Source organism: Rubrivivax sp. A210 (assembly GCF_904426505.1).
Lineage (GTDB): Bacteria > Pseudomonadota > Gammaproteobacteria > Burkholderiales > Burkholderiaceae_C > Rubrivivax.
Genome location: NZ_CAJGBN010000023.1, coordinates 261,481 through 283,812, shown reverse-complemented (window position 1 = coordinate 283,812; position 22,332 = coordinate 261,481). Strand labels below are relative to the sequence as shown.

General features: G+C 70.9%; 20 protein-coding genes and 1 riboswitch. Of the genes, 8 read left to right on the top strand and 12 right to left on the bottom strand.

What is annotated here, in order from left to right:
• Window positions 1-12: 12 nt before the first annotated feature.
• Window positions 13-435 carry a nitrous oxide-stimulated promoter family protein gene (locus JMV16_RS14895; RefSeq protein WP_201495070.1) on the bottom strand — a complete coding sequence of 141 codons (423 nt, stop codon included), beginning with the start codon at window positions 433-435 and terminating at the stop codon, window positions 13-15.
• An 85-nt stretch (window positions 436-520) separates the two neighbouring features.
• On the opposite strand from JMV16_RS14895, the gene JMV16_RS14890 reads away from it, so the two are divergent.
• Window positions 521-859, top strand: coding sequence for a hypothetical protein (locus tag JMV16_RS14890; RefSeq protein ID WP_201495069.1), 339 nt, complete (start codon window positions 521-523; stop codon window positions 857-859).
• 4 nt (window positions 860-863) lie between these two features.
• Here the strand turns inward: JMV16_RS14890 and JMV16_RS14885 are convergent, their stop codons facing one another.
• The 6 genes from JMV16_RS14885 to rsmI all read right to left on the bottom strand — a co-directional run bounded on the left by JMV16_RS14885 (window position 864) and on the right by rsmI (window position 8,192).
• Window positions 864-1,529 carry a PEP-CTERM sorting domain-containing protein gene (locus JMV16_RS14885; protein ID WP_201495068.1) on the bottom strand — a complete coding sequence of 222 codons (666 nt, stop codon included), beginning with the start codon at window positions 1,527-1,529 and terminating at the stop codon, window positions 864-866.
• 125 nt (window positions 1,530-1,654) lie between these two features.
• Complete coding sequence (locus JMV16_RS14880; protein WP_201495067.1) at window positions 1,655-3,535, bottom strand: M3 family oligoendopeptidase; 1,881 nt, start codon at window positions 3,533-3,535, stop codon at window positions 1,655-1,657.
• 60 nt (window positions 3,536-3,595) lie between these two features.
• Window positions 3,596-4,804, bottom strand: coding sequence for a threonine ammonia-lyase (locus JMV16_RS14875; RefSeq protein ID WP_201495066.1), 1,209 nt, complete (start codon window positions 4,802-4,804; stop codon window positions 3,596-3,598).
• Between the two features lie 14 nt (window positions 4,805-4,818).
• The gene (tldD, locus tag JMV16_RS14870; RefSeq protein ID WP_201495065.1) at window positions 4,819-6,294 is read right to left on the bottom strand and encodes a metalloprotease TldD; all 1,476 of its coding nucleotides are present in this window, start codon (window positions 6,292-6,294) and stop codon (window positions 4,819-4,821) included.
• A gap of 73 nt (window positions 6,295-6,367) precedes the next feature.
• Window positions 6,368-7,285: a DMT family transporter gene (locus JMV16_RS14865; RefSeq protein WP_201495064.1), complete on the bottom strand. Its 918-nt coding sequence runs from the start codon at window positions 7,283-7,285 to the stop codon at window positions 6,368-6,370.
• Window positions 7,278-8,192, bottom strand: a complete 915-nt coding sequence (rsmI, locus tag JMV16_RS14860) for a 16S rRNA (cytidine(1402)-2'-O)-methyltransferase (protein ID WP_201495063.1) — start codon at window positions 8,190-8,192, stop codon at window positions 7,278-7,280. Before rsmI ends, JMV16_RS14865 begins: the two co-directional genes overlap by 8 nt.
• Here rsmI and JMV16_RS14855 point away from each other — a divergent pair.
• The 5 genes from JMV16_RS14855 (at window position 8,185) to JMV16_RS14835 (ending at window position 13,551) form a co-directional block, all read left to right on the top strand.
• Entirely contained in the window at window positions 8,185-8,598 is a 414-nt protein-coding gene (locus tag JMV16_RS14855; protein ID WP_411565035.1) for a YraN family protein, read from the top strand. The genes rsmI and JMV16_RS14855 overlap by 8 nt on opposite strands.
• A gap of 119 nt (window positions 8,599-8,717) precedes the next feature.
• Entirely contained in the window at window positions 8,718-9,626 is a 909-nt protein-coding gene (locus tag JMV16_RS14850) for a hypothetical protein (protein ID WP_201495062.1), read from the top strand.
• Window positions 9,627-9,724: 98 nt separating this feature from the next.
• Window positions 9,725-12,259, top strand: coding sequence for a zinc-dependent metalloprotease (locus tag JMV16_RS14845; protein WP_201495061.1), 2,535 nt, complete (start codon window positions 9,725-9,727; stop codon window positions 12,257-12,259).
• 93 nt (window positions 12,260-12,352) lie between these two features.
• Window positions 12,353-12,895: an SIS domain-containing protein gene (locus JMV16_RS14840; protein ID WP_201495060.1), complete on the top strand. Its 543-nt coding sequence runs from the start codon at window positions 12,353-12,355 to the stop codon at window positions 12,893-12,895.
• Window positions 12,892-13,551 (top strand): BON domain-containing protein, encoded by a 660-nt coding sequence (locus JMV16_RS14835; RefSeq protein WP_411565034.1) that lies wholly within the window; start codon window positions 12,892-12,894, stop codon window positions 13,549-13,551. Before JMV16_RS14840 ends, JMV16_RS14835 begins: the two co-directional genes overlap by 4 nt.
• Before the next feature lie 7 nt (window positions 13,552-13,558).
• Here JMV16_RS14835 and JMV16_RS14830 read toward each other — a convergent pair whose 3' ends face one another.
• Genes JMV16_RS14830 through JMV16_RS14820 form a run of 3 tightly spaced genes read right to left on the bottom strand, consistent with a single transcriptional unit; the run spans window position 13,559 to window position 16,674 of the window.
• Window positions 13,559-14,458, bottom strand: coding sequence for an NAD(P)-dependent oxidoreductase (locus tag JMV16_RS14830; RefSeq protein ID WP_201495059.1), 900 nt, complete (start codon window positions 14,456-14,458; stop codon window positions 13,559-13,561).
• Between the two features lie 25 nt (window positions 14,459-14,483).
• Window positions 14,484-15,620, bottom strand: coding sequence for a PilT/PilU family type 4a pilus ATPase (locus tag JMV16_RS14825; RefSeq protein ID WP_201495058.1), 1,137 nt, complete (start codon window positions 15,618-15,620; stop codon window positions 14,484-14,486).
• A gap of 10 nt (window positions 15,621-15,630) precedes the next feature.
• Window positions 15,631-16,674 (bottom strand): type IV pilus twitching motility protein PilT, encoded by a 1,044-nt coding sequence (locus tag JMV16_RS14820; RefSeq protein WP_201495057.1) that lies wholly within the window; start codon window positions 16,672-16,674, stop codon window positions 15,631-15,633.
• A 46-nt stretch (window positions 16,675-16,720) separates the two neighbouring features.
• On the opposite strand from JMV16_RS14820, the gene JMV16_RS14815 reads away from it, so the two are divergent.
• Window positions 16,721-17,413: a YggS family pyridoxal phosphate-dependent enzyme gene (locus JMV16_RS14815; RefSeq protein ID WP_201495056.1), complete on the top strand. Its 693-nt coding sequence runs from the start codon at window positions 16,721-16,723 to the stop codon at window positions 17,411-17,413.
• 252 nt (window positions 17,414-17,665) lie between these two features.
• A riboswitch (cyclic di-GMP riboswitch) is annotated at window positions 17,666-17,754 on the bottom strand.
• Between the two features lie 114 nt (window positions 17,755-17,868).
• Here JMV16_RS14815 and JMV16_RS14810 read toward each other — a convergent pair.
• Window positions 17,869-18,363 (bottom strand): Lrp/AsnC ligand binding domain-containing protein, encoded by a 495-nt coding sequence (locus tag JMV16_RS14810; protein ID WP_201495055.1) that lies wholly within the window; start codon window positions 18,361-18,363, stop codon window positions 17,869-17,871.
• Between the two features lie 92 nt (window positions 18,364-18,455).
• Between JMV16_RS14810 and JMV16_RS14805 the strand changes: the two genes are divergently transcribed.
• On the top strand, window positions 18,456-21,440 hold the full coding sequence (locus JMV16_RS14805; RefSeq protein ID WP_201495054.1) for an L-glutamate gamma-semialdehyde dehydrogenase: 2,985 nt from the start codon (window positions 18,456-18,458) through the stop codon (window positions 21,438-21,440).
• A gap of 25 nt (window positions 21,441-21,465) precedes the next feature.
• On the opposite strand, the gene JMV16_RS14800 is transcribed toward JMV16_RS14805, so the two are convergent.
• Window positions 21,466-22,260: a hypothetical protein gene (locus JMV16_RS14800; RefSeq protein WP_201495053.1), complete on the bottom strand. Its 795-nt coding sequence runs from the start codon at window positions 22,258-22,260 to the stop codon at window positions 21,466-21,468.
• Between the last annotated feature and the right edge of the window lie 72 nt (window positions 22,261-22,332).

Genomic DNA, 22,332 nt, shown 5'->3' with positions numbered 1-22,332 from the left:
CTGCGGCCTTGCTCAGCGCGGTTTGACGGGGCAGTCCTCGCCCGGCCTGGGCGGCACCGGGCGCCGGCCGTCGGCCAGGTGGGCCAGGGCCAGCAGCGGGTGGCGCAGCAGCATGCGCGGGCCGGCATGGCGCATCACCTCGCGCACCGCCTCGCGCGGCGCCGGGCCATAGCAGTGAACGGGGCAGTTGGCGCAGGTCGGCTTCTCGGGCCCATAGGGGCAGGCGGCGAGGCGCTTGCGTGCGTAATGCAGCAGGCCGGCGCAATCGAGGCACAGGCCCTGGTCGTCGTGGGCATGGTTCTCGTGGTGGTCGGCGCAGAAGATGCGCAGCATGGCCGCCATCGTCTCGACCTCGCGTGCGATGCGTGGCGTGGCCAAGCGCGCGGCGCGGCGGGCTGCGCCTTCGGACAGCGGCTCGGTGGCGGGGGCATCCATGGCGCGATTCTCGCTCTGGCGTCGCCGGGCGCGTTCTGCGTTGGGTCAAGCCGGGTTGGGGTCGACCGGCCTAAGCTGGCCGCCCGTGAAGACCGCCCTGCTGCTGCTTGCACCCGCGCTGGCCCTGGCCACGCTGGCGGCGCATTTCTACCGCGCCGGTTCGGCGCTGCTGTGGGCCTGCGTGCTGCTGCTGGCCCTGCTGGGCCTGCGCCGCGCCTGGGTGGCGCGGCTGGAGCAGGGGGCGCTGCTGCTAGGCGCCGGCGAGTGGGCCTGGACCGCAGCGCTGCTGGCGCAGGAGCGCCTGGCGCTGGGCCAGCCCTGGCTGCGGCTGGTGATGATCCTCTCGGCCGTGGCGCTGTTTACCGCCGCCACGGCGGTGGTGTTCCAGGCCCCGCGCCTGCGCCGGCGCTACGGCCCGGGCTAGCGCCTCAGGCCTTGGCGGCGCTGCGGCGGCGGCGTGCCGCCAGGGCGACGATGCCCAGGCCCAGGCCCATCATCGAGGCCACTTCGGGTTCGGGCACGGGCGAGGCCGCCACTTCCACGCGCAAGTGCAGGTTGTCCATCACGAAGAGATTGCGGTCGCTGCCGAACTCGTCGCCGCTGAAGGCGCCGAAGCTGAAGCTGCGCAGCGGGCCCAGGGCGGCGGTGCCGGTGAAGGTGGTGAAGGCCAGCGGCGGCAGCACGACATCGGGTGCGCCGACGACCCGCATATCGAAGTTGGTCGTGACGCCGGCCATGGTGGTGGCGACCATGATGAACCTGATGTTGCCGCCGTTCTGGAGCTTGCGGAAGTCGACGCTGTCGAGATAGAAGCCCTGGCCGTTGTTGTCGACCGTGAAGCTGCCGGCGCCCAGGCGCAGCTCGTTGTTGCTGCCCTGCTGCGGCACCGTGGTCTGGCCGAACCAGGCATTGCCCCAGCGCAGGCCGCCGGGAGACTGCGCCAGCGAATTGATCTGCACGAAGGTATTGGGTGCCAGGTCGCCCCAGTTCGATTCGAAATCGAGGACGACCGTTTGCAGCGGCGGCTCGGCCACGACGGCTTGGGCCGCCAGGGGCAGCAGGCCGAGGGCCAGGGTGGCAAGGATGCGTGACATGTGAACTCCGGGATACAAACTGCGAACCCGGGCCCAGATGCGCGAGTTACTCCAATGAGTGAGGGGCGATCATGCCTGCCAAATACATCTAGGGGCCTTCGCCCCCCGCGAACCAGGGGTGCGGCTTAGCGCCGCGGCGTGGCTGCCAGGCGCTCGAATTCATCGAGCAGGCGGTTCATGCGCGCCATCAGCGCCTGGTAGGGCGCGGCGGTGGCGAGGTCGACGCCCGCCTTCACGTACAGCGGGTAGGCGTAGTCCGAGCCGCCGGCCTTGAGCAGGTTGACGAAGCGCTCGCGCGCCGGCGCACCCTGGCTGCGGATGGCGCTGCTGAACTCGGCCGCGCCGACCATGGACGTGGCGTACTGCCAGACGTAGTAGCCGTTGTAGAAGTGGCCGATATAGGCCCATTCAACGCAGTAGGCCGGGTCTATCTTCATCACGCCCTCGGCCTCGCCGTAAAAGCGCTTGGCCAGGCCGCAGTACAGATCGGACAGGCGCGCGCCCGACAGCGGCCGGCCCTGCTCGACCTCTTCGTGGATGGCCAGCTGGAACTCAGCGAACATCACCTGGCGGAAGAAGGTGGTGCGGATGGATTCCAGCGCCTGCGTCAGGTAGTAGAGCTTCTCCTCGCGCGTGGCCGCCTTCTCGACCATGTAGTCGCTGAGCAGCATCTCGTTGGCGATGGAGGCCGACTCGGCGATGAAGGTCGAGTAGTCGGCCTTGTCGAAGGGCTGGTTGGCCTTGGACAGCATGGTGTGTACCGCATGGCCCCACTCGTGGGCCAGCGTCGACAGCGACTGGAAATCGTCGCTGTGGTTGAGCAGCACGTAGGGATGCACATCGTAGGCATAGCCGGCCATGTAGGCGCCCGAAGCCTTGCCCGGGCGCGGATGGCTGTCCGTCCAGGTGGCGGCAAAGCCGCGCTTGAGCAGGCCCAGGTATTCGTCGCCCATGGGCGCCAGCGCCTGCAGCGTGATGGCCTTGGAGCGCTCGACATCGAACACCAGGCCCTTGGGCGGCAGCACCATGGGCGGGTAGTTGTCGTAGTAAGCCAGCGGGCCCTGGATGCCCAGCATCTTCTGGCGCAGGCGCAGGTAGCGGTGCAGCGTGGGCAGGCCGGCGTGGGCCTGCTCGACCAGGGTGCGGTAGACCGCCGGCGGCATGTTGTCGGCGAACAGCGCCGCCTCCAGCGTGCCCTTGAAGCGGCGCGAGCGTGCCGTGAACACATCGCCCAGCACCTGCGTCGTCATGTTGGCGCCGAAGGTGCCCTCGGCCTTCTTGAGGGCGCCGAAGAAGCCGTCGAAGACCTTCTTGCGGTCGGCGCGCACGGCCGACTGGCGGTGCTTTTCGTAGGCGTCGGTGCTGAGCGTGACCGCGCGGCCGTCGGCGAGCTTGATGGTGGGGCGCGGCAGCTCGGCGTCGGACAGCACCTCGAAGACACTGCCGGGCTGGCCCAGCACGACGCGGGTCGCGGCCAGCAGCGCCTCGCCCTCGGGCGACAGCGTGTGCGGCAGGTTGCGCAGCGCGTCCTCGATGGCGAGGTCGAAGCGTGCCTTCAGCACCGGCTCGGCGGCGACGAAGGCCCGTGCGCGCTCGGGGCCCAGGGCCTGGATGGCCGGCGTCAGCCACGAGGTCTTCTCGCTGAAGAGGCCGAAGAGCTGGGCCGCCTGCTGCTTGCGTTCTTGCGCCCGCGGTTCGCGCAGGTCTTCGTCGGCCTTGAGGCTGGCATAGACGTAGAGCCGGCCCAGCGTGCGCTGCGCGTCGCTGATCGCGGCCATCGCCTCGGCCATGGCCGCACTGCTGGTGGGCAGCGTGGTCTTCAGGGCGTCCAGCGTCTCGGTGCGCTGGCGCAGGGCGGCGTAGGCGCTGTCCCAGTCGGCCGGCGTGGCGTAAAGGTCGCGCAAGTCCCAGCGCTGGGCGTCGGCGGCTTGCGCGCCGCCGGCCAAAGGCAGCGCGAGGGCGGTGGCGTACAGGGCATGGCTCAGGATGCGTCGGATGGCTTGCATGCGGATCTCCCGGATCAGGGTCAAAACGGTCGCGCCGGCTGCGCCGGCGCGCATTTCTTTTCAGTAAGGCGTGGCCGCGAAGCCCGCCACCTGCAGCCGCGCCACCACCTCGTGGGCGTGTTCGCGGTTGCGCGTCTGCAGCACCAGCTCGACCTCGACGCTCTGCGCCGACAGCGTGGAGAAGGCGCGCTGGTGGTGCACCTCGTCGATGTTGGCGCCGGCCTCGGCGACGACGCCGGTGATGCGCGCCAGCACGCCGGGGGTGTCGCGCGCATTGACGCGGATGCGCGCCAGCCGGCCGGCGCGCACCATGCCGCGCTCGAGGATGGCGGCCAGCAGCAGGGGGTCGATGTTGCCGCCGCACAGCACCAGGCCCACCTTGCGCCCGGCAAAGCGCGCCGGGTCCTTCAGCAGCGCCGCCAGGCCGGCCGCACCGGCGCCCTCGACCAGGGTCTTCTCGATCTCCAGCAGCATCACGATGGCCTGCTCGATGTCGCCTTCGTCCACCAGCACCAGGTCGTCCACCCGCTCGCGGATCAGCGCCTGCGTCAGCTGCCCCGGCTGGCCGACGGCGATGCCCTCGGCGATGGTCGACAGGCCCTGGGCGTGGCTCGTGCCCTTGACGGCGTTGACCATGGCCGGGAAGCGGCTGGCCTGCACGCCGATGATCTGGATGGCGGGCGCGAGCGAGCGCGCCGCGGTGGCGATGCCGCTGATGAGGCCGCCGCCGCCGACCGCGACGACGAGGGTGTCGAGATCGGGCTGGGCGCGCAGCATCTCCAGGCCTATCGTGCCCTGACCGGCGATGACCTCGGCGTCGTCGAAGGGGTGGATGAAGCTCAGTTGCTCCTCGGCGGCGAGTTGCAGCGCGCGGTCGCGCGCCTGGTCGAAGGTGTCGCCGTGCAGCACGACCTCGGCGCCGAAGCCCAGCGTGCGCTCGATCTTCACGGTGGGCGTGTGCTGGGGCATCACGATCACCGCGCGCAGGCCCAGGCGCTGGGCGTGGTGGGCCACGCCCTGGGCATGGTTGCCGGCGCTGGCGGCGATCACGCCCTTGATGGTGGCGCCGCGCTCGCGCATCAGCGCCAGCTTGTTGAGCGCGCCGCGCTCCTTGAAGCTGGCCGTGAACTGCAGGTTCTCGAACTTCAGGAAGACGCGGCAGCCGACGATCTGGCCCAGCGTGCGGCTCTCGACGCAGGGCGTGTCCAGCACCTGGCCGGCCAGCCGCGCCGCGGCGGCTTCGATGTCCTGCAGTTCGACCGTGGCCACGGTTCAGCGCGCCTTCAAGCGGTGCCGCCGACGGTGAGACGGTCGATGCGCAAGGTGGGCTGGCCCACGCCCACCGGCACGCTCTGGCCTTCCTTGCCGCAGACGCCGACGCCGGTGTCGAGCTGCAGGTCGTTGCCGATCATGCTGACGCGGTTCATGGCCTCGGGGCCGTTGCCGATCAGCGTGGCGCCTTTCACCGGGTAGAGGATCTTGCCGTTCTCGACCCAGAAGGCCTCGCTGGCCGAGAACACGAACTTGCCGCTGGTGATGTCGACCTGGCCGCCGCCGAAGTTGGTGGCGTAGAGGCCCTTCTTGATGCTGGCGACGATCTCTTCCTTGCTGCGCGTGCCGGCCAGCATGTAGGTGTTGGTCATGCGCGGCATCGGCAAGTGGGCATAGCTCTCGCGGCGGCCGTTGCCGGTGGGCTTGACGCCCGACAGGCGCGCGTTGAGGCTGTCCTGCATGTAGCCGCGCAGGATGCCGTCCTCGATCAGCACATTGCGCTGGGTGGCGTGGCCCTCGTCGTCGACATTGAGGCTGCCGCGGCGGTCGGCCAGTGTGCCGTCGTCGAGCACGGTCACGCCCTTGGCGGCCACGCGCTGGCCGATGCGGCCGGCGAAGGTGCTGCTGCCCTTGCGGTTGAAGTCGCCCTCCAGGCCATGGCCCACGGCCTCGTGCAGCAGCACGCCGGGCCAGCCCGGGCCCAGCACCACGGTCATCTGGCCGGCGGCGACGGCGCGGCTTTCCAGGTTGGTGAGGGCCGCGGTGACGGCGTGGTCCACATAGCTGGCGATCACCTCGTCGGTGAAGTAGCCGAGGCCGAAGCGGCCACCGCCGCCGCCGCTGCCGACCTCGCGGCGCACCTCGCCGGCGATGGTCTGCTCGGCAATCACGGTGACGTTCAGGCGCACCAGCGGCCGCACGTCGGCGGCGCGCGTGCCGTCGGCGCGGGCGATCAGCACCACGTCGTACTCGGCGCCCACGCTGGCCATCACCTGGGCGATGCGCGGGTCTTTCGCGCGTGCCAGCTTCTCCACCTTTTCGAGCAGCGCCACCTTCTGCGCACTGTCCAGCGTGGCGATGGGGTCGGTGGGCGCATAGAGCACGCGGCTGGTGGCGATGCGCGGCTTGCGCGCCAGCTTGACGCGCTTGTCCTGGCCGGCGGCGGCGATGGCGCGCACGGTGCGGGCAGCGTCCATCAGCGCCTCCTCGCCCAGGTCGTCGCTGTAGGCGAAGGCGGTCTTCTCGCCGGCCACGGCGCGCACGCCCACGCCCTGGTCGATGCTGAAGCTGCCACTCTTGACGATGCCTTCTTCCAGGCTCCAGCCCTCGTGGCGGGTGGTCTGGAAGTAGAGGTCGGCGTCGTCGATGCGGTGCTCGGCGATGGCGGCCAGGGCCCGCGCCAGCGTCGCCTCGGACAGGCCGAAAGGTTCGAGCATCAGCGACTGGGCGATGGCCAGGCGTTCGAGCGTCGGTTCGCGGGTGATCATCGGCAGGCCTCTCGTCATGCCGTGCAGGTGCAGGGCGATGAAATCATTGTAGGAGTGGGCTTCTTATCCCCTGTCACCCGCTGGTGCGGCTGCGCTGCTCGCGCCGCGCCACCCACAGTGTGGCGGCGCTGATCACCGCGCCGCCCAGCAGCGTGGTCTGGGTCGGCAGGTCGGAAAAGACGATCCAGCCCAGCGCGGCCGACCAGACGAGGTCGAGGAACTTCACCGACTGCGTGCTCGAGATGTCGGCGATGAGGAAGGAGCGCGTGAGGCAGTAGTGCCCGCCGCTGCCCAGCAGGCCGCAGACCAGGAAGGCGAACCACTGCGCCGCGCCCGGCCACTGCCAGGCCCAGAGGGCCGCCGGCAGGCTGAACAGCGACACCGAGATGGCCTGCCAGACGACGATGACGCCGGCGCTCTCGGTGCGCGTGAGCGCCTTGGTGAGCAGGAAGGAGGCGGCGAACACCGGCGCCGAGGCCAGCATCAGCAGGTGATGCCAGCCGCCGCTGCCCGAGAGCTTGGGGCCGACGACGATCATCACGCCGGCAAAGCCCAGGGCCGTGGCCAGCCAGCGCTCCCAGCGCATCGGCTCTTTCAAGAAGAGCCAGGCGCCCATCATGATGAACAGCGGCCCGGTGAAGCCGATGGCCGTGGTGTCGGCCAGCGGAATGTGCGGCAGCGCCAGGAACCACAGCACCAGGCCCAGGGTGTGCGTCGCGCCGCGCAGGAATTGCCCGCCCATTTGCTGTGGCCAGTAGGCGGCGCCACCGTGACGCAGGATCAGCGGCAGCATCACCAGAAAGCCGAACACGTAGCGCAGGAACTGCGTCTGCATGGGGTCGAGCTGCTGCGTCAGGCCGCGCAGCAGCGCGTTGAGCATGCAGAACAGCAGGCCGCTCGCGCCCGACCACAGCAGGCCGCGCAGCACCGGCGGCAGGCCTGCCGCGCGTTCGCGCAGGCCGCGCCGCGCGGCGGGTTCTGCCTCAGCCATCGCCCCGTTCGGCCAGCGCCCGCGCATAAAGCGCGTTGCGCGGTGTGCCGCTCAGCTCGGCGGCCAGCGCCACCGCCTGCTTGAGCGGCAGCTCGCGCATCAGCACGCGCAGCGTGTGCAGCGCGCTGGCGGGCAGTTCGTCATCCGCCGCCGCGGCCGGCGCCGGCAGCGCGTGCAGCACCAGCACGAATTCGCCGCGCCCGCGGTGGGCATCCTCGGCCAGCCAGGCCGGCAGCGCGGCGGCAGCGTGGCTGACGATGGTCTCGAACTGCTTGGTCAGCTCGCGGCACAGCGTGACGCGGCGGGCCGGCGCGGCTTCGGCCAGCGCCGCCAGCAGCGCGGCGATGCGGTGCGGCGCCTCGAAGACGATCTGGGTGCGGCGGTCGGCCAGCAGCGCGGCCAGCGCTGCCGCGCGCTCGGCGCCCTTGGCGGGCAGGAAGCCCGTGAAGCAGAAGCCACCACCGCCCACGTCACCGGCGGCGCTGAGCGCCGCCAGCGCGCTGCTGGCACCCGGCAGCGGCACCACCGGATGGCCGGCGGCGGCGGCCGCGGCCACCAGCACCGCGCCGGGGTCGCTGACGGCCGGCGTGCCGGCGTCGCTGGCATAGGCCACCGATTCGCCACGCCCCAGCCGCGCCAGCACGGCCTGGGCCGCCTCGTGCTCGTTGTGGGCGTGCAGCGCCACGAGCGGCTTGTGCAGGCCCAGGTGGTGCAGCAGCTGGCCGGCGACGCGCGTGTCCTCGCAGGCCACGGCATCGACGCGGGACAGCACATGGATGGCGCGCAGTGTCAGGTCGGCCAGGTTGCCGATGGGCGTGGCAACCACGTAGAGTGTGCCGGGGCGCTGGCCCTGGTGGGCCGTGGCCTCGGCGGCGGCGCGTTGCAGCAGGAGGGTGTCGATGCTCAAGGCGGGTGTGGCGTCGGGTATGGCGGCGGGAGCGGCGGTGGGGGGAAGCAAGGCCCGCGGCGACGCCGCCGAGGCCCAGGCGCTGGAGTGGCTGGTGCAGCGCGGCCTGACGCTGGTGCAGCGCAATTATCGGGTGGCCCGCGGCCCGCGCGCCCGCGGTGGCGAGATCGACCTCATCCTGCGCGAGCGCGACGGCACCCTGGTCTTCGTCGAGGTGCGCGCCCGCAGCAGTGCGGCCCAGGGCGGTGCCGCGGCCAGCGTCGGGGCCTCCAAGCAGGCGCGCGTGGTCTTCGCGGCCCGGCACTACCTGTTGCAGCTGGCGAGCCCGCCGCCCTGCCGCTTCGATGTGGTGGCCATCGACGACGGCCGCATCGAGTGGCTGCGCGGGGCTTTCGACGCCGGTTGAACGCGGCGGCGCGGGCTAGGGGGGGAGGGCCGGCATCGTCTTGCGTGGCGCTGCTCTTGCTGGCACAGTCGCGCGCTTTTGGGCGCCAGGGCGCCACCCCCGCAGTCTTTGGAGGTCGCATGGTCCCATTGGTGCTGGCCGAGGCCAACGGTTCTGGCTTGACTGCGGCGCGTCGCCGCCGCGTGGCGGCTGCGCTGGCGGTGTGCGTCGCCTTGCTGGCCGGCTGCATCTCGATCAAGCCCAGCCTGCCGGGCGAGCAGGCGCTGCAGCAAGGCGTCGAGCTCGTGCGCGGACTGCCCGAGCAGCTGCCCGCGCAGTCGGCGCCGTTTCCGCATGCGCAGTTCGTGCTGCTGCCCACCGAAAGCGCGGCCGGCCTGCTGGTGCCGATTCCCTTCGTCACCGAGGCCATCGCCGGTGTGTTCAATGCCAGCGCTGCGGCGTCCGACGAGGCGCGCCTGGCCGCCCTCGACCCCTACCGCATCGTCGCCGACGCGATGGCCGGCAGCCCGCTGCTGGCGGCGGCCAAGCCGGGCGTGAAGCTGCGGCCCTTCGCCTTCGTCCAGGATTGCGCCGACGGGCGCTACCGCCTGGCCCTTGTGGCGCATCTGCAGGGCGCCGGCTGGGTCGGCCGCTACATGGTGCATCTGCCCACCACCTACGGCTCGGGCGAGTTCGGCGCGCCCAGCCCCGCCGTCATGGCGGCCATGGCGCGCGACCTGCAAGACGGCGCACGGCAGCTGCGCCAGCTGGTCGAGCGCGCGGCGCGCGGCGACTTGCGCCCCAGTGGCACGCGCGCCGATGTCGGCAGCCTGCACCTGGTGGGTGGCCGGGCGTCCGGCTTCCTGCCGCCGTCGCTGGCGGTGGCGCGGGGTGCCGACGTGATCGAGGATGGGCCCGAGCATGTGCTGGTGCGCATTGCCGGCGACATGACGCTGCCTTCGGCAACCGGGGGCCTGTACTTCGGCGTTCACCTGCTGCGCAAGGACCAGTTGCACACCTTCAAGAAGCGGCCCGCCCAGGATTCCTGAATCCGGGTTCCGGCTCGCGGCTGCCGCGGCTCCTGAAGCTTGCGGCGCGCAGTACCCCTACCGGCGGCACCCGGTGCCCGCCATTCAGTGAGGTTTCCATGCAGTTTCCCCTTCGTCACCGCGCCGCCGGCCTGGCCTTCCTGCTGGCCGCCACCTGGGCCGGGGCGCAGCAGGCGCCGGGTGCGGCCGAACAGGCCTCGCCACTGGAGGGCGCGCGCCAGATCGGCGCCGGCCGGCTCACCGCCTTCAGCAAGGAGGGCCACATCCTGGTCACTGTGCCGGCCGACGCCCTGGGCAAGCCCTTCCTCTGGTACACCGAGGTCGTGGGCGTGCCCGCGGGCATGGTGGCGGGCAACGGCCTGGGCGTGGGCAGCATGCTGGCCAGGCTCGAGCGCCAGGGCGACCTGCTGCATGTGCGCGACCTCAGCACCGTGCAGCAGCGCCGCGGCGGCCATGCCGATGCGCCGCGCCGCCCGGCCGCCGCGCCGGGCGCGGTGCCCGGTGCCAGGCCCGACGACCCCAAGACGCGGCCCATCGACATCGCGCTGGGTTCACTGGAAACCGGCCCCATCGTCGCCAGCTTTCCCATCCTCGGCGCCAACGCGCAAGGCACGCTGCTGAGCGACTTCACCAGTGCCTTCTCGACCGATTTCGCCGCCGCGAGCGGGCGTGCCTTCGTGGCCGGGGCGGGCCTGGTGCCGGTGGCGCTGGACCCCTCGCGCTCCTACATCGACCGCGTGCGCGTCGCCGGTGAAAGCCTGGCCATCCGCAGCCACCTCACCTACATGGCCAGCGTGCCGGGGCAGGCGGCGCTGGGGCCGCAGCCGCTGTCCATCGTGCTGGGCCATTCCTGGCTCTTCCTGCCTGAGCGGCCCATGGCCTCGCGGCCGGCCGACCCGCGCGTGGGCTTCTTCAGCACCCGCTACACGCAGTTCGAGGCCGACCGCGGCACGGCGCAGGACGAGCTGCGCCTGATTTCGCGCTTCCGGCTCGAGAAGGCCAACCCTCAGGCGGCGGTGAGCGACCCCGTCAAGCCCATCACCTTCTACATCGGGCCCGGCGTGCCGGCACGCTGGCGGCCCTACATCGCGGCCGGCATACGCCAGTGGCTGCCGGTGTTCGAGGCCGCCGGGTTTTCCAATGCCATCCGCGTGCTGGACGCGCCCACGCCCGAGCAGGACCCGAACTGGTGGCCCGAGGACGTGACGATCAACGTCATCCGCTGGGTGCCCGAGCCGCGCGCCAACGCGATGGGGCCGCACGTCATCGACCCGCGCTCGGGCGAGGTGCTGGCGGCTCACGTCTACATCTGGCCCACGGTGATCGACTTCTTCGGCCAGTACTACTGGTCGATGTTCGGCGGCGGCGTCGACCCCGAGGCGGCGCGGCTGCCGCTGTCGACCGAGAAATCGGGCGCGCTGCTCAGCTACATCGTGGCCCACGAGGTCGGCCACACGCTGGGGTTGGCGCACAACCAGATCGCCTCCACCGCCTACAGCGTGGCCCAGCTGCGCGACCGCGGCTTTGCCAACCGCGAAGGCCCCAACAGTTCCATCATGGCTTACGGCCGCTTCAACCAGGTGGCCCAGCCGGGCGATGGCGTGACGCGGCTGTGGGCCACGCCTGGGCCGTATGACTATGCCGCCATCCGCTACGGTTATGGCGATTTCGGCAGCGACCCGGCGGTCGAGCGGCGCGCACTGTCGGCCTTTGCCGCCAGCTTTGCGGCCGACCGTCGCCTTTATTGGGGCTCGGAAGAAGGCGGCGAGATGGTCAGCCGCTTCGGCCGCGACCCGCGCGTGCAGACCGAGAACGTCGGCGCCGAGCGCATCGAGGCCACGCGGCTGGGCGTGGCCAACCTGCTGCGCTCGCTCGAGCGCCTGGATGCCGCCACCGGCGGCGATGCCCGCCTCTACAGCGCCACCTACGACACGCTGCTGGGGCGCCAGCTGGGGCTGCTGAAGTCGGTCAAGCGCCTGATTGCGGCTGCGCTGCCGCCGCTGGGCCAGGCCGAAGGGCCGCTGGCGGCGCTGGTGCCGGCGGCCGAGCAGCGCCAGGCCGTGCGCTACCTGCTGGGCGAGGCGGCGGCCTCGCTGGAGCCCTATGCGCGGCCGGCCGTGGTCGAGCGCGTGTCGGTCTACGGCGGCTACCGCGCCATCGACCGCCTGCAGGCCGGCCTGGTGGCCGACCTGATGAACGGCCCCAATGTGGCCCTGCTCGAAAGCCAGCGCCGGCGCGACCCGGCGGCCTATTCCTCGCTGGACCTGGGGCAGGACGTGAGCGCCGCCGTTTGGTCCGACCTGCGATCCCCGACACCGACGCGGCGCGCGCTGCAGCGCGGCTACATCGACGCGGCGCGCGATCTGCTCAAGGCCTGGGACGAGGGGCGTGGGGCGCGCGAGGAGTCCGAGGCGCGCGCCGCCCTGCCCTTCGAGCTGACGCTCACCGCCGGCCGCGCGCTGGCCGAAAGCGGCGACGACACCGTCTTCATGCCCTGGCTGCGGGGCTACCTGCCGGCGCTGGAACGGCGCCTGCACACGGCCGCGCGCCAGGCCCGCGCGCCGGCCGACCGGCTGCACTACGCCGACATGGCCACCCAGGTGGCGCGGCTGATGAAACTGGGCGCGCCCTGAACGGCGCGCCCGCAGCGCCTTGTTGCAGTTGCGGCGTCGCGGCCGGGGTCGGGCGGGTCGGGGCTGGCAACCCCTGGCATATGATCAATGCAGATGTCCGAGCAGCGTATCCAGCAGCAGTTCTTCGACAGTGCCGACGTGCAATACCGCGCGGCGGAGGTGCTGGCGCAGCCGATAGACGAGGCCGCGTCAGCCCTGCTGGCGGCGCTCACCAACGGCGGCAAGGTGATGGTGGGCGGCAGCGGCGCCGGCAGCGCGCTGGCGCCCTACCTGGCCCAGCTGCTCACCGGGCGCTTCGAGCGCGAACGGCCGCCACTGGCGGCGCTGGCCCTGGCGGGGCCGCACCCGGCCCATCAGGTGCGCGCGCTCGGTCTGCCCGGTGACGTGCTGCTCTTCATCGACGACGGCGAGGGCGCCAGCACGCCGGTGATTTCGGCAGCCCAAGGCAAGGACATGACCATCGTCGTGCTGGCCGGCCGCGGCGCGGCGGCCTTTGGCGAGCTGCTGGCCGACACCGATGTGCTGGTGGCCGTGCCGCACGAAAGACCTGCCCGCGTGGCCGAGCTGCAGCTGTTGGCGCTGCATTGCCTGTGCGACGCGGTCGATTTCCAGTTGATGGGAGACCCCGAATCGTGATCAAGACTCTGCACCTCCACCGCCTGGGCCGGGGCCTCGCGGCGCTGGCCCTGGGCGCCACGCTGGCCGCGGGCCTGGGCGCCTGCGCGCCGCTGCTCGTGGGCGGCGCCGTTGTCGGCGGCGGCCTCTTCGCCACCGACCGCCGCACCACCGGCGCCCAGGTCGAGGACCAGAGCATCGAGCTCAAGGCCTCGGCGCGCGCACGCGACCTCGCCACGCTGGGCCAGATCAGCGTCACCAGCTACAACCGCACCGTGCTCATCACCGGCCAGGTGCCGGGTGCCGAGGAAAAGGCGCGCGTCGAAAAGGCCGTGGCCGGCGTCGAGAATGTGCGCACCGTCGTCAACGAGCTCGAGGTCGGCCCCAACGCCAGCCTGTCGACGCGCGCCAATGACACCCTGCTCGTCACCAAGGTCAAGGCCACGCTGGTCGATGCCAAGGACGTGATGGCCAATGCCTACAAGGTGCTGGTCGAGCGTGGCGTCGTCTACCTGATGGGCCGCGTCACCGAGCGCGAGGCCGCGCGTGGCGCCGAGATCGCGGGCTCGGTGCCCGGCGTGCAGAAGGTGGTGCGCGTGTTCGAGACGCTGAGCGAGGAAGAACTGGCCAACCTGAGCCGCGGCGCACCGCTGCCGGCGGCGGCTGCGTCGAAGTAGCGGCGCGCTACTTCTTCAGGCGCCGTATCAGGCTGGAGGTGTCCCAGCGCTGGCCGCCCAGGGCCTGGACCTCGGCGTAGAACTGGTCCACCAGTGCCGTCACCGGCAGCTGGGCGCCGTTGCGGCGGGATTCTTCGATCACGAGGCCCAGATCCTTGCGCATCCAGTCGACGGCGAAGCCGAAGTCGAACTTGTCGTCGACCATGGTCTTGCCGCGGTTGTCCATCTGCCAGCTCTGGGCCGCGCCCTTGCCGATCACGTCCAGCACCAGCGGCATGTCCAGGCCGGCGCGCTGGCCGAAGGCGATGGCCTCGGCCAGGCCCTGCACCAGGCCGGCGATGCAGACCTGGTTGACCATCTTGGCCAGTTGCCCGGCACCGCTGTCGCCGATGCGGGTGACCGCCTTGGCATAGGCCAGCGCCACCGGCTGCATGGCCGCGAAGGCGGCTTCGTCGCCACCGCACATCACGGTGAGGATGCCCTTCACGGCACCGGCCTGGCCGCCCGAGACCGGGGCGTCGACGAAGTGCAGGCCGCGTGCGCGCGCCAGGCCGTGCAGCTCGCGCGCCACTGCGGCCGAGGCCGTGGTGTGGTCGACGAAGACCGCGTCCGGCGCCATGCCGGCAAAGGCGCCGTCGTCGCCCAGCGTCACGGCGCGCAGGTCATCGTCGTTGCCGACGCAGGCGAACACCAGGCTGGCGCCGGCGGCCGCCTGGCGCGGCGTGGCCGCGGTGGCGCCGCCGTACTCGGCCGCCCACGCCGCCGCCTTGGCGGGGCTGCGGTTGTAGGCGGTGACCTGGTGGCCGGCGCGCGCCAGGTGGCCGGCCATGGGGTGGCCCATCACGCCGAGGCCGAGAAAGGCGACGCGGCGCGCGCCCGTGGATTCTTGAGTGCTGCGGGTGTTCATGCCGCAATGGTAAGGGCCGCGGCGGCTACATCACCTTCATGTGCTCGGTGCCCGCCGAGAGATCGGAACTGCGCGCGCGCGCGCTCTTGAGCTTGATCTGCAGGCGCAGGTCGTTCACCGAATCGGCGTTGCGCAGCGCGTCCTCGTAGCTGATCTGGCGCGCTTCGTAGAGGTCGAAAAGGCTCTGGTCGAAGGTCTGCATGCCGAGCTCGCGCGAGCGCTTCATCAACTCCTTGATCTCGCTGATCTCGCCCTTGAAGACGAGGTCGCTGACCAGCGGCGTGTTGAGCATGATCTCGACCGCGGCAATGCGGCCGCGGCCTTGCTCGCGCGCCATCAGGCGCTGGCTGATCAGGGCCTTGAGGTTGAGCGAGAGATCCATCAGCAGTTGCTGGCGGCGCTCTTCGGGGAAGAAGTTGATGATGCGGTCGAGCGCCTGGTTGGCGCTGTTGGCGTGCAGCGTGGCCAGGCAGAGGTGGCCGGTCTCGGCGAAGGCCACCGCGTGCTCCATCGTCTCGCGGTCGCGGATCTCGCCCATCAGGATCACGTCGGGCGCCTGGCGCAGCGTGTTCTTCAGCGCCGCCTCCCAGCTGTCGGTGTCGATGCCGAGTTCGCGCTGGGTGACGATGCAGTTCTTGTGCGGGTGGACGAACTCCACCGGGTCTTCGATGGTGATGATGTGGCCGAAGGTGTGCTCGTTGCGGTGGTCGACGATGGCCGCCAGCGAGGTGCTCTTGCCCGAGCCGGTGGCGCCGACGAAGATGACCAGGCCGCGCTTGGTGAGCGAGACCTCTTTCAGCACCGGCGGCAGGGCGAGGCCGTCGATGGTGGGCAGGATGGCCGGGATGGTGCGGAAGACCAGCCCCACCTGGCCCTGCTGGATGAAGGCATTGACGCGGAAGCGCCCCACGCCCTGCGGGCTGATGGCGAAATTGCACTCCTTGGTGCGCTCGAACTCGGCGCCCTGCTTGTCGTTCATCACCGCGCGTGCCAGCGCCAGCGTGTGCTGGCCCGTGAGCGGTTGCGGGCTGACCTTGGTGACCTTGCCGTCGACCTTGATGGCGGGCGGGAAGTCGGCCGTGAGGAAGAGGTCGGAGCCGGCGCGGCTGACCATCAGCCGCAGCAGGTCGTTGACGAACTTGGATGCCTGGTCGCGTTCCATGGATGTTTTCCTACCCTGGGAAGTTCTCGGGGATCTTGGCCTTGGAGCGCGCTTCCTGCGGCGACACCATATTGCGCCGCACCAGGTCGGCCAGGTTCTGGTCCAGCGTCTGCATGCCCAGGTTCTGGCCGGTCTGGATGCTGGAGTACATCTGCGCGATCTTGTTCTCGCGGATCAGGTTCTTGATGGCGCTGGTGCCCAGCATGATCTCGTGCGCGGCGACGCGCCCAGAGCCGTCCTTGAGCTTGCACAGCGTCTGCGAGATCACCGCCACCAGCGATTCGGACAGCATCGCGCGCACCATCTCCTTCTCGGCCGCCGGGAAGACGTCGACGATGCGGTCCACCGTCTTGGCCGCGCTGCTGGTGTGCAGGGTGCCGAAGACCAGGTGGCCGGTCTCCGAGGCGGTGAGCGCCAGCCGGATGGTCTCGAGGTCGCGCAGCTCGCCCACCAGGATGGCGTCGGGGTCTTCGCGCAGCGCGCTGCGCAGCGCGTTGTTGAAGGAGAGCGTGTGCGGGCCCACCTCGCGCTGGTTGACCAGGCACTTCTTGCTCTCGTGCACGAACTCGATCGGGTCTTCCACCGTCAGCACATGGCCGTACTCGTTCTCGTTGAGGTGGTTGACCATGGCGGCCAGCGTGGTGCTCTTGCCGCTGCCGGTGGGGCCGGTCACCAGCACCAGGCCGCGCGGCTTGAGCGAGAGCTCGGCAAACACCTTGGGGCAGTTCAGCTGTTCGAGCGTGAGGATCTTGCTCGGGATGGTGCGGAACACCGCTCCGGCGCCGCGGTTCTGGTTGAAGGCGTTGACGCGAAAGCGCGCCAGGCCCTGGATCTCGAACGAGAAATCGCACTCCAGCGTGTCTTCATAGTGCTTGCGCTGGGCGTCGTTCATGATGTCGTAGACCATGGCGTGGACCATCTTGTGGTCCAGCGCCTCGACATTGATGCGGCGCACGTCGCCGTGGACGCGGATCATCGGCGGCAGGCCGGCCGAGAGGTGCAGGTCGGAGGCCTTGTTCTTGACAGAAAAAGCCAGCAGTTGGGTGATGTCCATTGGGGGTGGTTGGGCCCACAACGGGGCGCGCTAAGCTAGACCGATTATGGAGAGCATCGCGCAGGCCCTGCAACAAGCGCAGCGGCGCATCGAACAAGCCCTGGCCCAGGCCGGCCGCGCCCCGGGCAGCGCGGCGCTGCTGGCAGTGAGCAAGACGCAGCCGGCGGCGGCCGTGCGCGCCGCGCTGGCGGCCGGCCAGCACGCCTTCGGCGAGAACTACGTGCAGGAGGCACTGGCCAAGATGGAGGCGCTGGCCGATTGCCGCGCCCGCATCGAATGGCATCTGATCGGCCCGCTGCAGAGCAACAAGACGCGTGCCGTGGCCGAGGCCTTCGACTGGGTACACGCGGTTGACCGGCTCAAGATCGCCGAGCGCCTGGCCGAGCAGCGGCCAAGCGGGCTGGCGCCGTTGCAGCTGTGCCTGCAGGTCAACGTCAGCGGCGAGGCCAGCAAGAGCGGGGTGGCGCCGGCCGGGTTGCCGGCGCTGGCGCGCGCCGTGGCCGCGCTGCCGCGCGAGCGCGTGGTCCTGCGCGGCCTCATGGGCATCCCCGCACCGGCCGAGGGCGAGGCGGCGCAGCGCGCGCCGCACCGCCTGCTGCGCGAGCTGATGGCAGGCCTGGCGGCCGAACTGCCGGGCCTGGACACGCTGAGCATGGGCATGAGCGCCGACCTCGAGGCCGCGGTGGCCGAGGGTGCGACGCTGGTGCGCGTGGGCACGGCGATCTTCGGCGCGCGCTGAGGCGCGCCTTTCGCCGAATGGGGGTCAGACCAGTCCGACGGCTTGCAACATGCCACCCGTGAGGTGGACCAGGACGGCCAGCGTCACGAAGGCCTCGATGAACCTGACTCTTGCACCGGCTGCGGCGTGCCATTCGGTGGCGGAGGTCTTTGCGGGTTGAGCCTGGTGGCGATGAAACATGATGTCCCTTTCATTGACCAAATCGGTGATTGAAAGAGAAGTTACGACATGAGGCCTGCGTGCAGGCTTCCTGCCGGCAACCCCGCTGGCGTGGCGCTTTTCGGCGCTTTAGCCCGGTGGCTTTGCGTCCCCACCTTTCGATGGGTTTGCCCTTCTCACCGTCTGCATTCGCAGGCCGGCATGATCTCTAACGGCTTGCGCGATGGACTTTCAAGCGCTTGCAACTTTCAGCCGCGCTGCCGCGTGCCAGAGGTCACGTCCCGGGCGGGCAAGCCTCACACCGGCAGCATGGTCGTGTTCTTGACCTCTTCCATTACCGCGTAGGTGCGCGTCTCGCGCACGCCGGGCAGGGTCCAGATCACGCTTCCGATGAACTGCCGGTAGGCCGCCATGTCGGCCACGCGCGTCTTGAGCAGGTAGTCGAAACCGCCTGCCACGAGATGCGCTTCCAGGATCTCGGGCCGCACCTGCACCGCGGCGCGGAAGGTGTCCATCACGTCGTGCACGGTGCGGTCGAGCAGGATCTCGACGAAGACCAGCAGCCCCGCACCCAGGCGGGCCGGGTTGAGCCGCGCCTCGTAGCCGAGGATGTAGCCCTCGCGGGTGAGGCGCTTGACGCGCTCGAGCACCGCGGTGGGCGACAGGTGTACTTCCTCGGCGAGCTTGAGATTGCTCATGCGGCCGTCGGCCTGCAGTGCGCGCAGGATGCGGCGGTCGATCTTGTCGAGCTCGCGTCCGTTGCGGCCGGCTTCTTCGGGGGTCGAGTCCATGGTGGATGATTCTCTATCACGAGGCCTGATTCCCGCATCAGGTTCGGCCCCCAGAAGAATAAGCTGCGCATCCTGACGCCAGAGGACGCACCATGAACCCAGCCATCGCCCGCCTGCCCTTCCCCTACCGCCCCGAGGCCGAGGTGGTGGCCGCCGCCCTGGACGTGCTGCGGGGCCGGCTGGACTGGCCGGCCGTGGTGGCTGCGGCGCGGCCCTGGGTGCTGGGGGCGCGCGCCCACCCGGCGCCCTTCTGGGCCATGGAATCGCTGCTGCGCGAATACCCCATCTCCAGCGCCGAGGGCCTGGCCCTGATGCGCCTGGCCGAGGCCTTGCTGCGCGTGCCCGATGCCGAAACCGCCATTGCGCTCACCGCCGACCAGCTCGGCCGCGCCGATTTCGATGGCGCCACCGAGGGCAGCCCGCACAAGATGCTGGCCCAGCTCTCGGCCAGCGCCATCACGCTGTCCAAGAAGTTCCTGCCCGGCAGCGACGAGGCGAGCGGCCTGCTGGCGCGCCTGGGCGCGCGCACCGTGGTCGCGGCCACCGTGCGCGCCATCCAGCTGCTGGGGCGGCAGTTCGTCTATGCGCGCACCATCGCCGACGCCATGGCCGAGTCCGGTGCCCAGCGCAAGGCGGCGGCGGGCCTGCGCTTCAGCTTCGACATGCTGGGCGAGGGCGCGCGCACCGAGGCGGCGGCGCGCGACTACCTGGCTGCCTACGAGCGTGCCATCGCCGCCATCGGCGCCGGCCATGGCGCGACGCCGGGCAAGGGCCCGGCCGGGCGCGACGAGATCTCGGTCAAGCTCAGCGCCCTCTACCCGCGCTATGAAGAGGCGCAGCGGGCGCGCGTCTTTGCCGAGCTGCTGCCGCGCCTGCGCGCCCTGGTGGACCACGCGGCGCGCGCCGACATCAACATCGCCATCGACGCCGAGGAGAGCGACCGCCTGGAGCTGTCGCTGGACCTGCTGGACGCGCTGGCCGAGGGCGTGGCGCGCGAGCACCCGCAGTGGGGTGGCCTGGGCCTGGCGGTACAGGCCTACCAGACGCGCGGGCTGGAGGTGGTGGACGCGGTGGCCGCGATGGCGCGCCGCCACGGCATCAAGTTCGTCGTACGCCTGGTCAAGGGCGCCTACTGGGACGGCGAGATCAAGCGCGCGCAGGAAGCCGGCCTGCCCGGCTACCCGGTGTTCACGCACAAGCACCACACCGACATCAACTACCTGGCCTGCGCAGCGCGGCTGATCGAGCACCATACGGTGATCTACCCGCAGTTCGCCACCCACAACGCCGGCACCATCGCCGCCATCGTGCAGATGGCGCGCCAGCAAGGCGCGGCCTTCGAGCTGCAGCGCCTGCACGGCATGGGCGAGGGCATCCACCACGAGGTGCTGAAGGACCGGGCCATCGCCTGCCGCGTCTACGCGCCGGTGGGCGAGCACCGCGACCTGCTGGCCTACCTGGTGCGCCGCCTGCTGGAAAACGGCGCCAACTCCTCCTTCGTGCACCAGCTCGCCGACGCCAACGTGAGCCCCGAGGAACTGCTGGCCTCGCCGCTGCAGCCGGCGCCCGCGCCTGGCCTGGCGCTGCCGCCGGCGCTCTATGGGCCGGTGCGCGCCAATTCCACCGGCGTCGACCTCGCCTGCGCGGCGATGCGTCAGCCCCTGCTGGATGCGCTGGGCCGCGTCGAGGTGATGCCGCCGCCGCTGGCCGTGCCGGCCGAGGTCGATGCGGCCATGGCCCGTTTGCAGCAGGGCTTCGAGAGCTGGAGCCGGCGCCCGCTGGCCGAGCGCGCCGCGCTGCTGCGCCGCGCCGGCGACTTGCTCGATGCGCGCCAGCCCGAGTACTGCGCACTGCTCGTGAAGGAGGCGCACAAGACCCTGGGCGACTGCGTGGCCGAGGTGCGCGAGGCGGTGGACTTCTGCCGCTACTACGCCGACCAGGCCGAGGCCCGCCTGGCCGAGCAGCAGCTGCCCGGCCCCACCGGCGAGAGCAATGTGCTGCGCCTGCACGGGCGCGGCGTCTTCGTCTGCATCAGCCCCTGGAACTTTCCGCTCGCCATCTTCGCCGGCCAGGTGGTGGCGGCCCTGGTGGCGGGCAATGCGGTGGCGGCCAAGCCGGCCGAGCAGACGCCGGCCGTGGCGGCGCGCTTCGTCGCCTTGCTGCACGAAGTGGGTCTGCCCGAAGACGCACTGGTGCTGCTGCACGGGCCCGGCGAAACCACGGGCGCAGCTTTGGTGGCGCACCCGGCCGCGGCCGGCGTCTGCTTCACCGGCAGCACCGCGGTGGCACGCCACATCAACCGCACGCTGGCTGCCAAGGACGGCGCCATCGTGCCGCTGATCGCCGAGACCGGCGGGCTGAACGCGATGATCGTCGACAGCACGGCCCTGCCCGAGCAGGTGATCGACGCCGTGGTGCAGAGCGCCTTCCGCAGCGCCGGCCAGCGCTGCAGCGCGCTGCGCCTGCTGTGCGTGCATGAGGGCATCGCCGACGACCTGATCGCCATGCTGCAAGGTGCGCTGGCCGAGCTGAGCGTGGGCGACCCGGCCGAGCTGGCCACCGATGTCGGCCCGGTCATCGACGACGAGGCCCATGCCGGCATCGCCGGGCACGTCGAACGCCTGCGCCGCGAGGCGAAGCTGCTGGGCGAGAGCCCGGTGCAGAACCGGCTGCCGCGCCTGGTGGCGCCGGTGGCCTTCGAGATCGCGCGCATCGCCGAGCTGAAGACCGAGATCTTCGGCCCCGTGCTGCACGTCGTCCGCTGGTCCGGTGACGTGCAGGAGGTGATGCGCCAGATCAACGCCCTGGGCTACGGCCTCACCTTAGGCCTGCAGACGCGCATCGACAGCCGCGCCCAGCGCCTGGCCGATGCGGCGCGCGTGGGCAATGTCTACGTCAACCGCAACATGATCGGCGCCGTGGTGGGTGTGCAGCCCTTCGGCGGCGAGGGCCTGAGCGGCACCGGCCCCAAGGCCGGCGGCCCGCACTACCTCTACCGCTTCTGCGCCGAGCAGACGCTGACCATCAACACCACGGCGGCCGGCGGCAACGCTGAGCTGCTGGCGGCAACGGCCTAGGCGGCACGCCTGCCGCGCCCCGTTCTCAGGCCGCCGCCCGCCTGGCCATGGCACGCTGCCGCAGCGGGGCTGCCGCCAGCAGCCCGCACAGCACCAGCAGCGCCGACGTGGGCTCGGGTACGGTGTGGGTGCCGCTGCTGCCCGCGCCACTGGCCGAGCCGAGCGTCAGCGTGTCGATCTGGCCGTTCCAGTAGACGCTGAAGAACTGGTCGCGTGCGTTCGTGTACGAGAACTGCATGCCAATCGTGCGTTGCACGCCCAGGGCGTTGATGTCCGGGGGCGTGGCCGGCAGCGCCTTGCTCGAGAAGGCCCCCAACGGCAGCAGCGAGATGTACATGCCCCAGGTCGCGTTGTGGGGCTGGCCGGGGAAGCTGAAGGGCGTGTAGCCCGCCGGCACCTCGAAGTCGATCGCCGGGGAGCTGTCCACCAGCGAAAGGCCGTCGCCGCTGGGCGAGTCGCGTACCTCGATCTTGGCGCTGCCCGGGTTGCTCTGCGTGGGTGTGTAGGCACCGGTCGACCGTGCGTGGTGCGTGCCCTCGATGGTCATCTGCATCTCGAACTGCGCCAGGCCGGCCATCGAGTAGGTGTTGAAGGGCGCGGCCACCTGCCAGGGCGCCACGCTGTCGTCGAAGCGGATGCTGCCCGACAGGCTCCACACGCCATCGCTGCCGGCGGAGATGAGCTGGTTGCACTGCTTGGGGCCAAGGTTGCCGCCGCACATCGTGAAGCGGCCTGTGAAGTCATAGACGATGGGGGCGGCCTCGGCCGCTGCAGCGCCCAGCAGCAAGGCTGCGGCGACCAGGGTGTGAGCGTGTTTCATGGGAGGTGCTGGCGTGGGTTGGGCAAGTCCGGCGCCGCGCGCCCGTGCGCAACGCCTGCCCATCTACGCCCA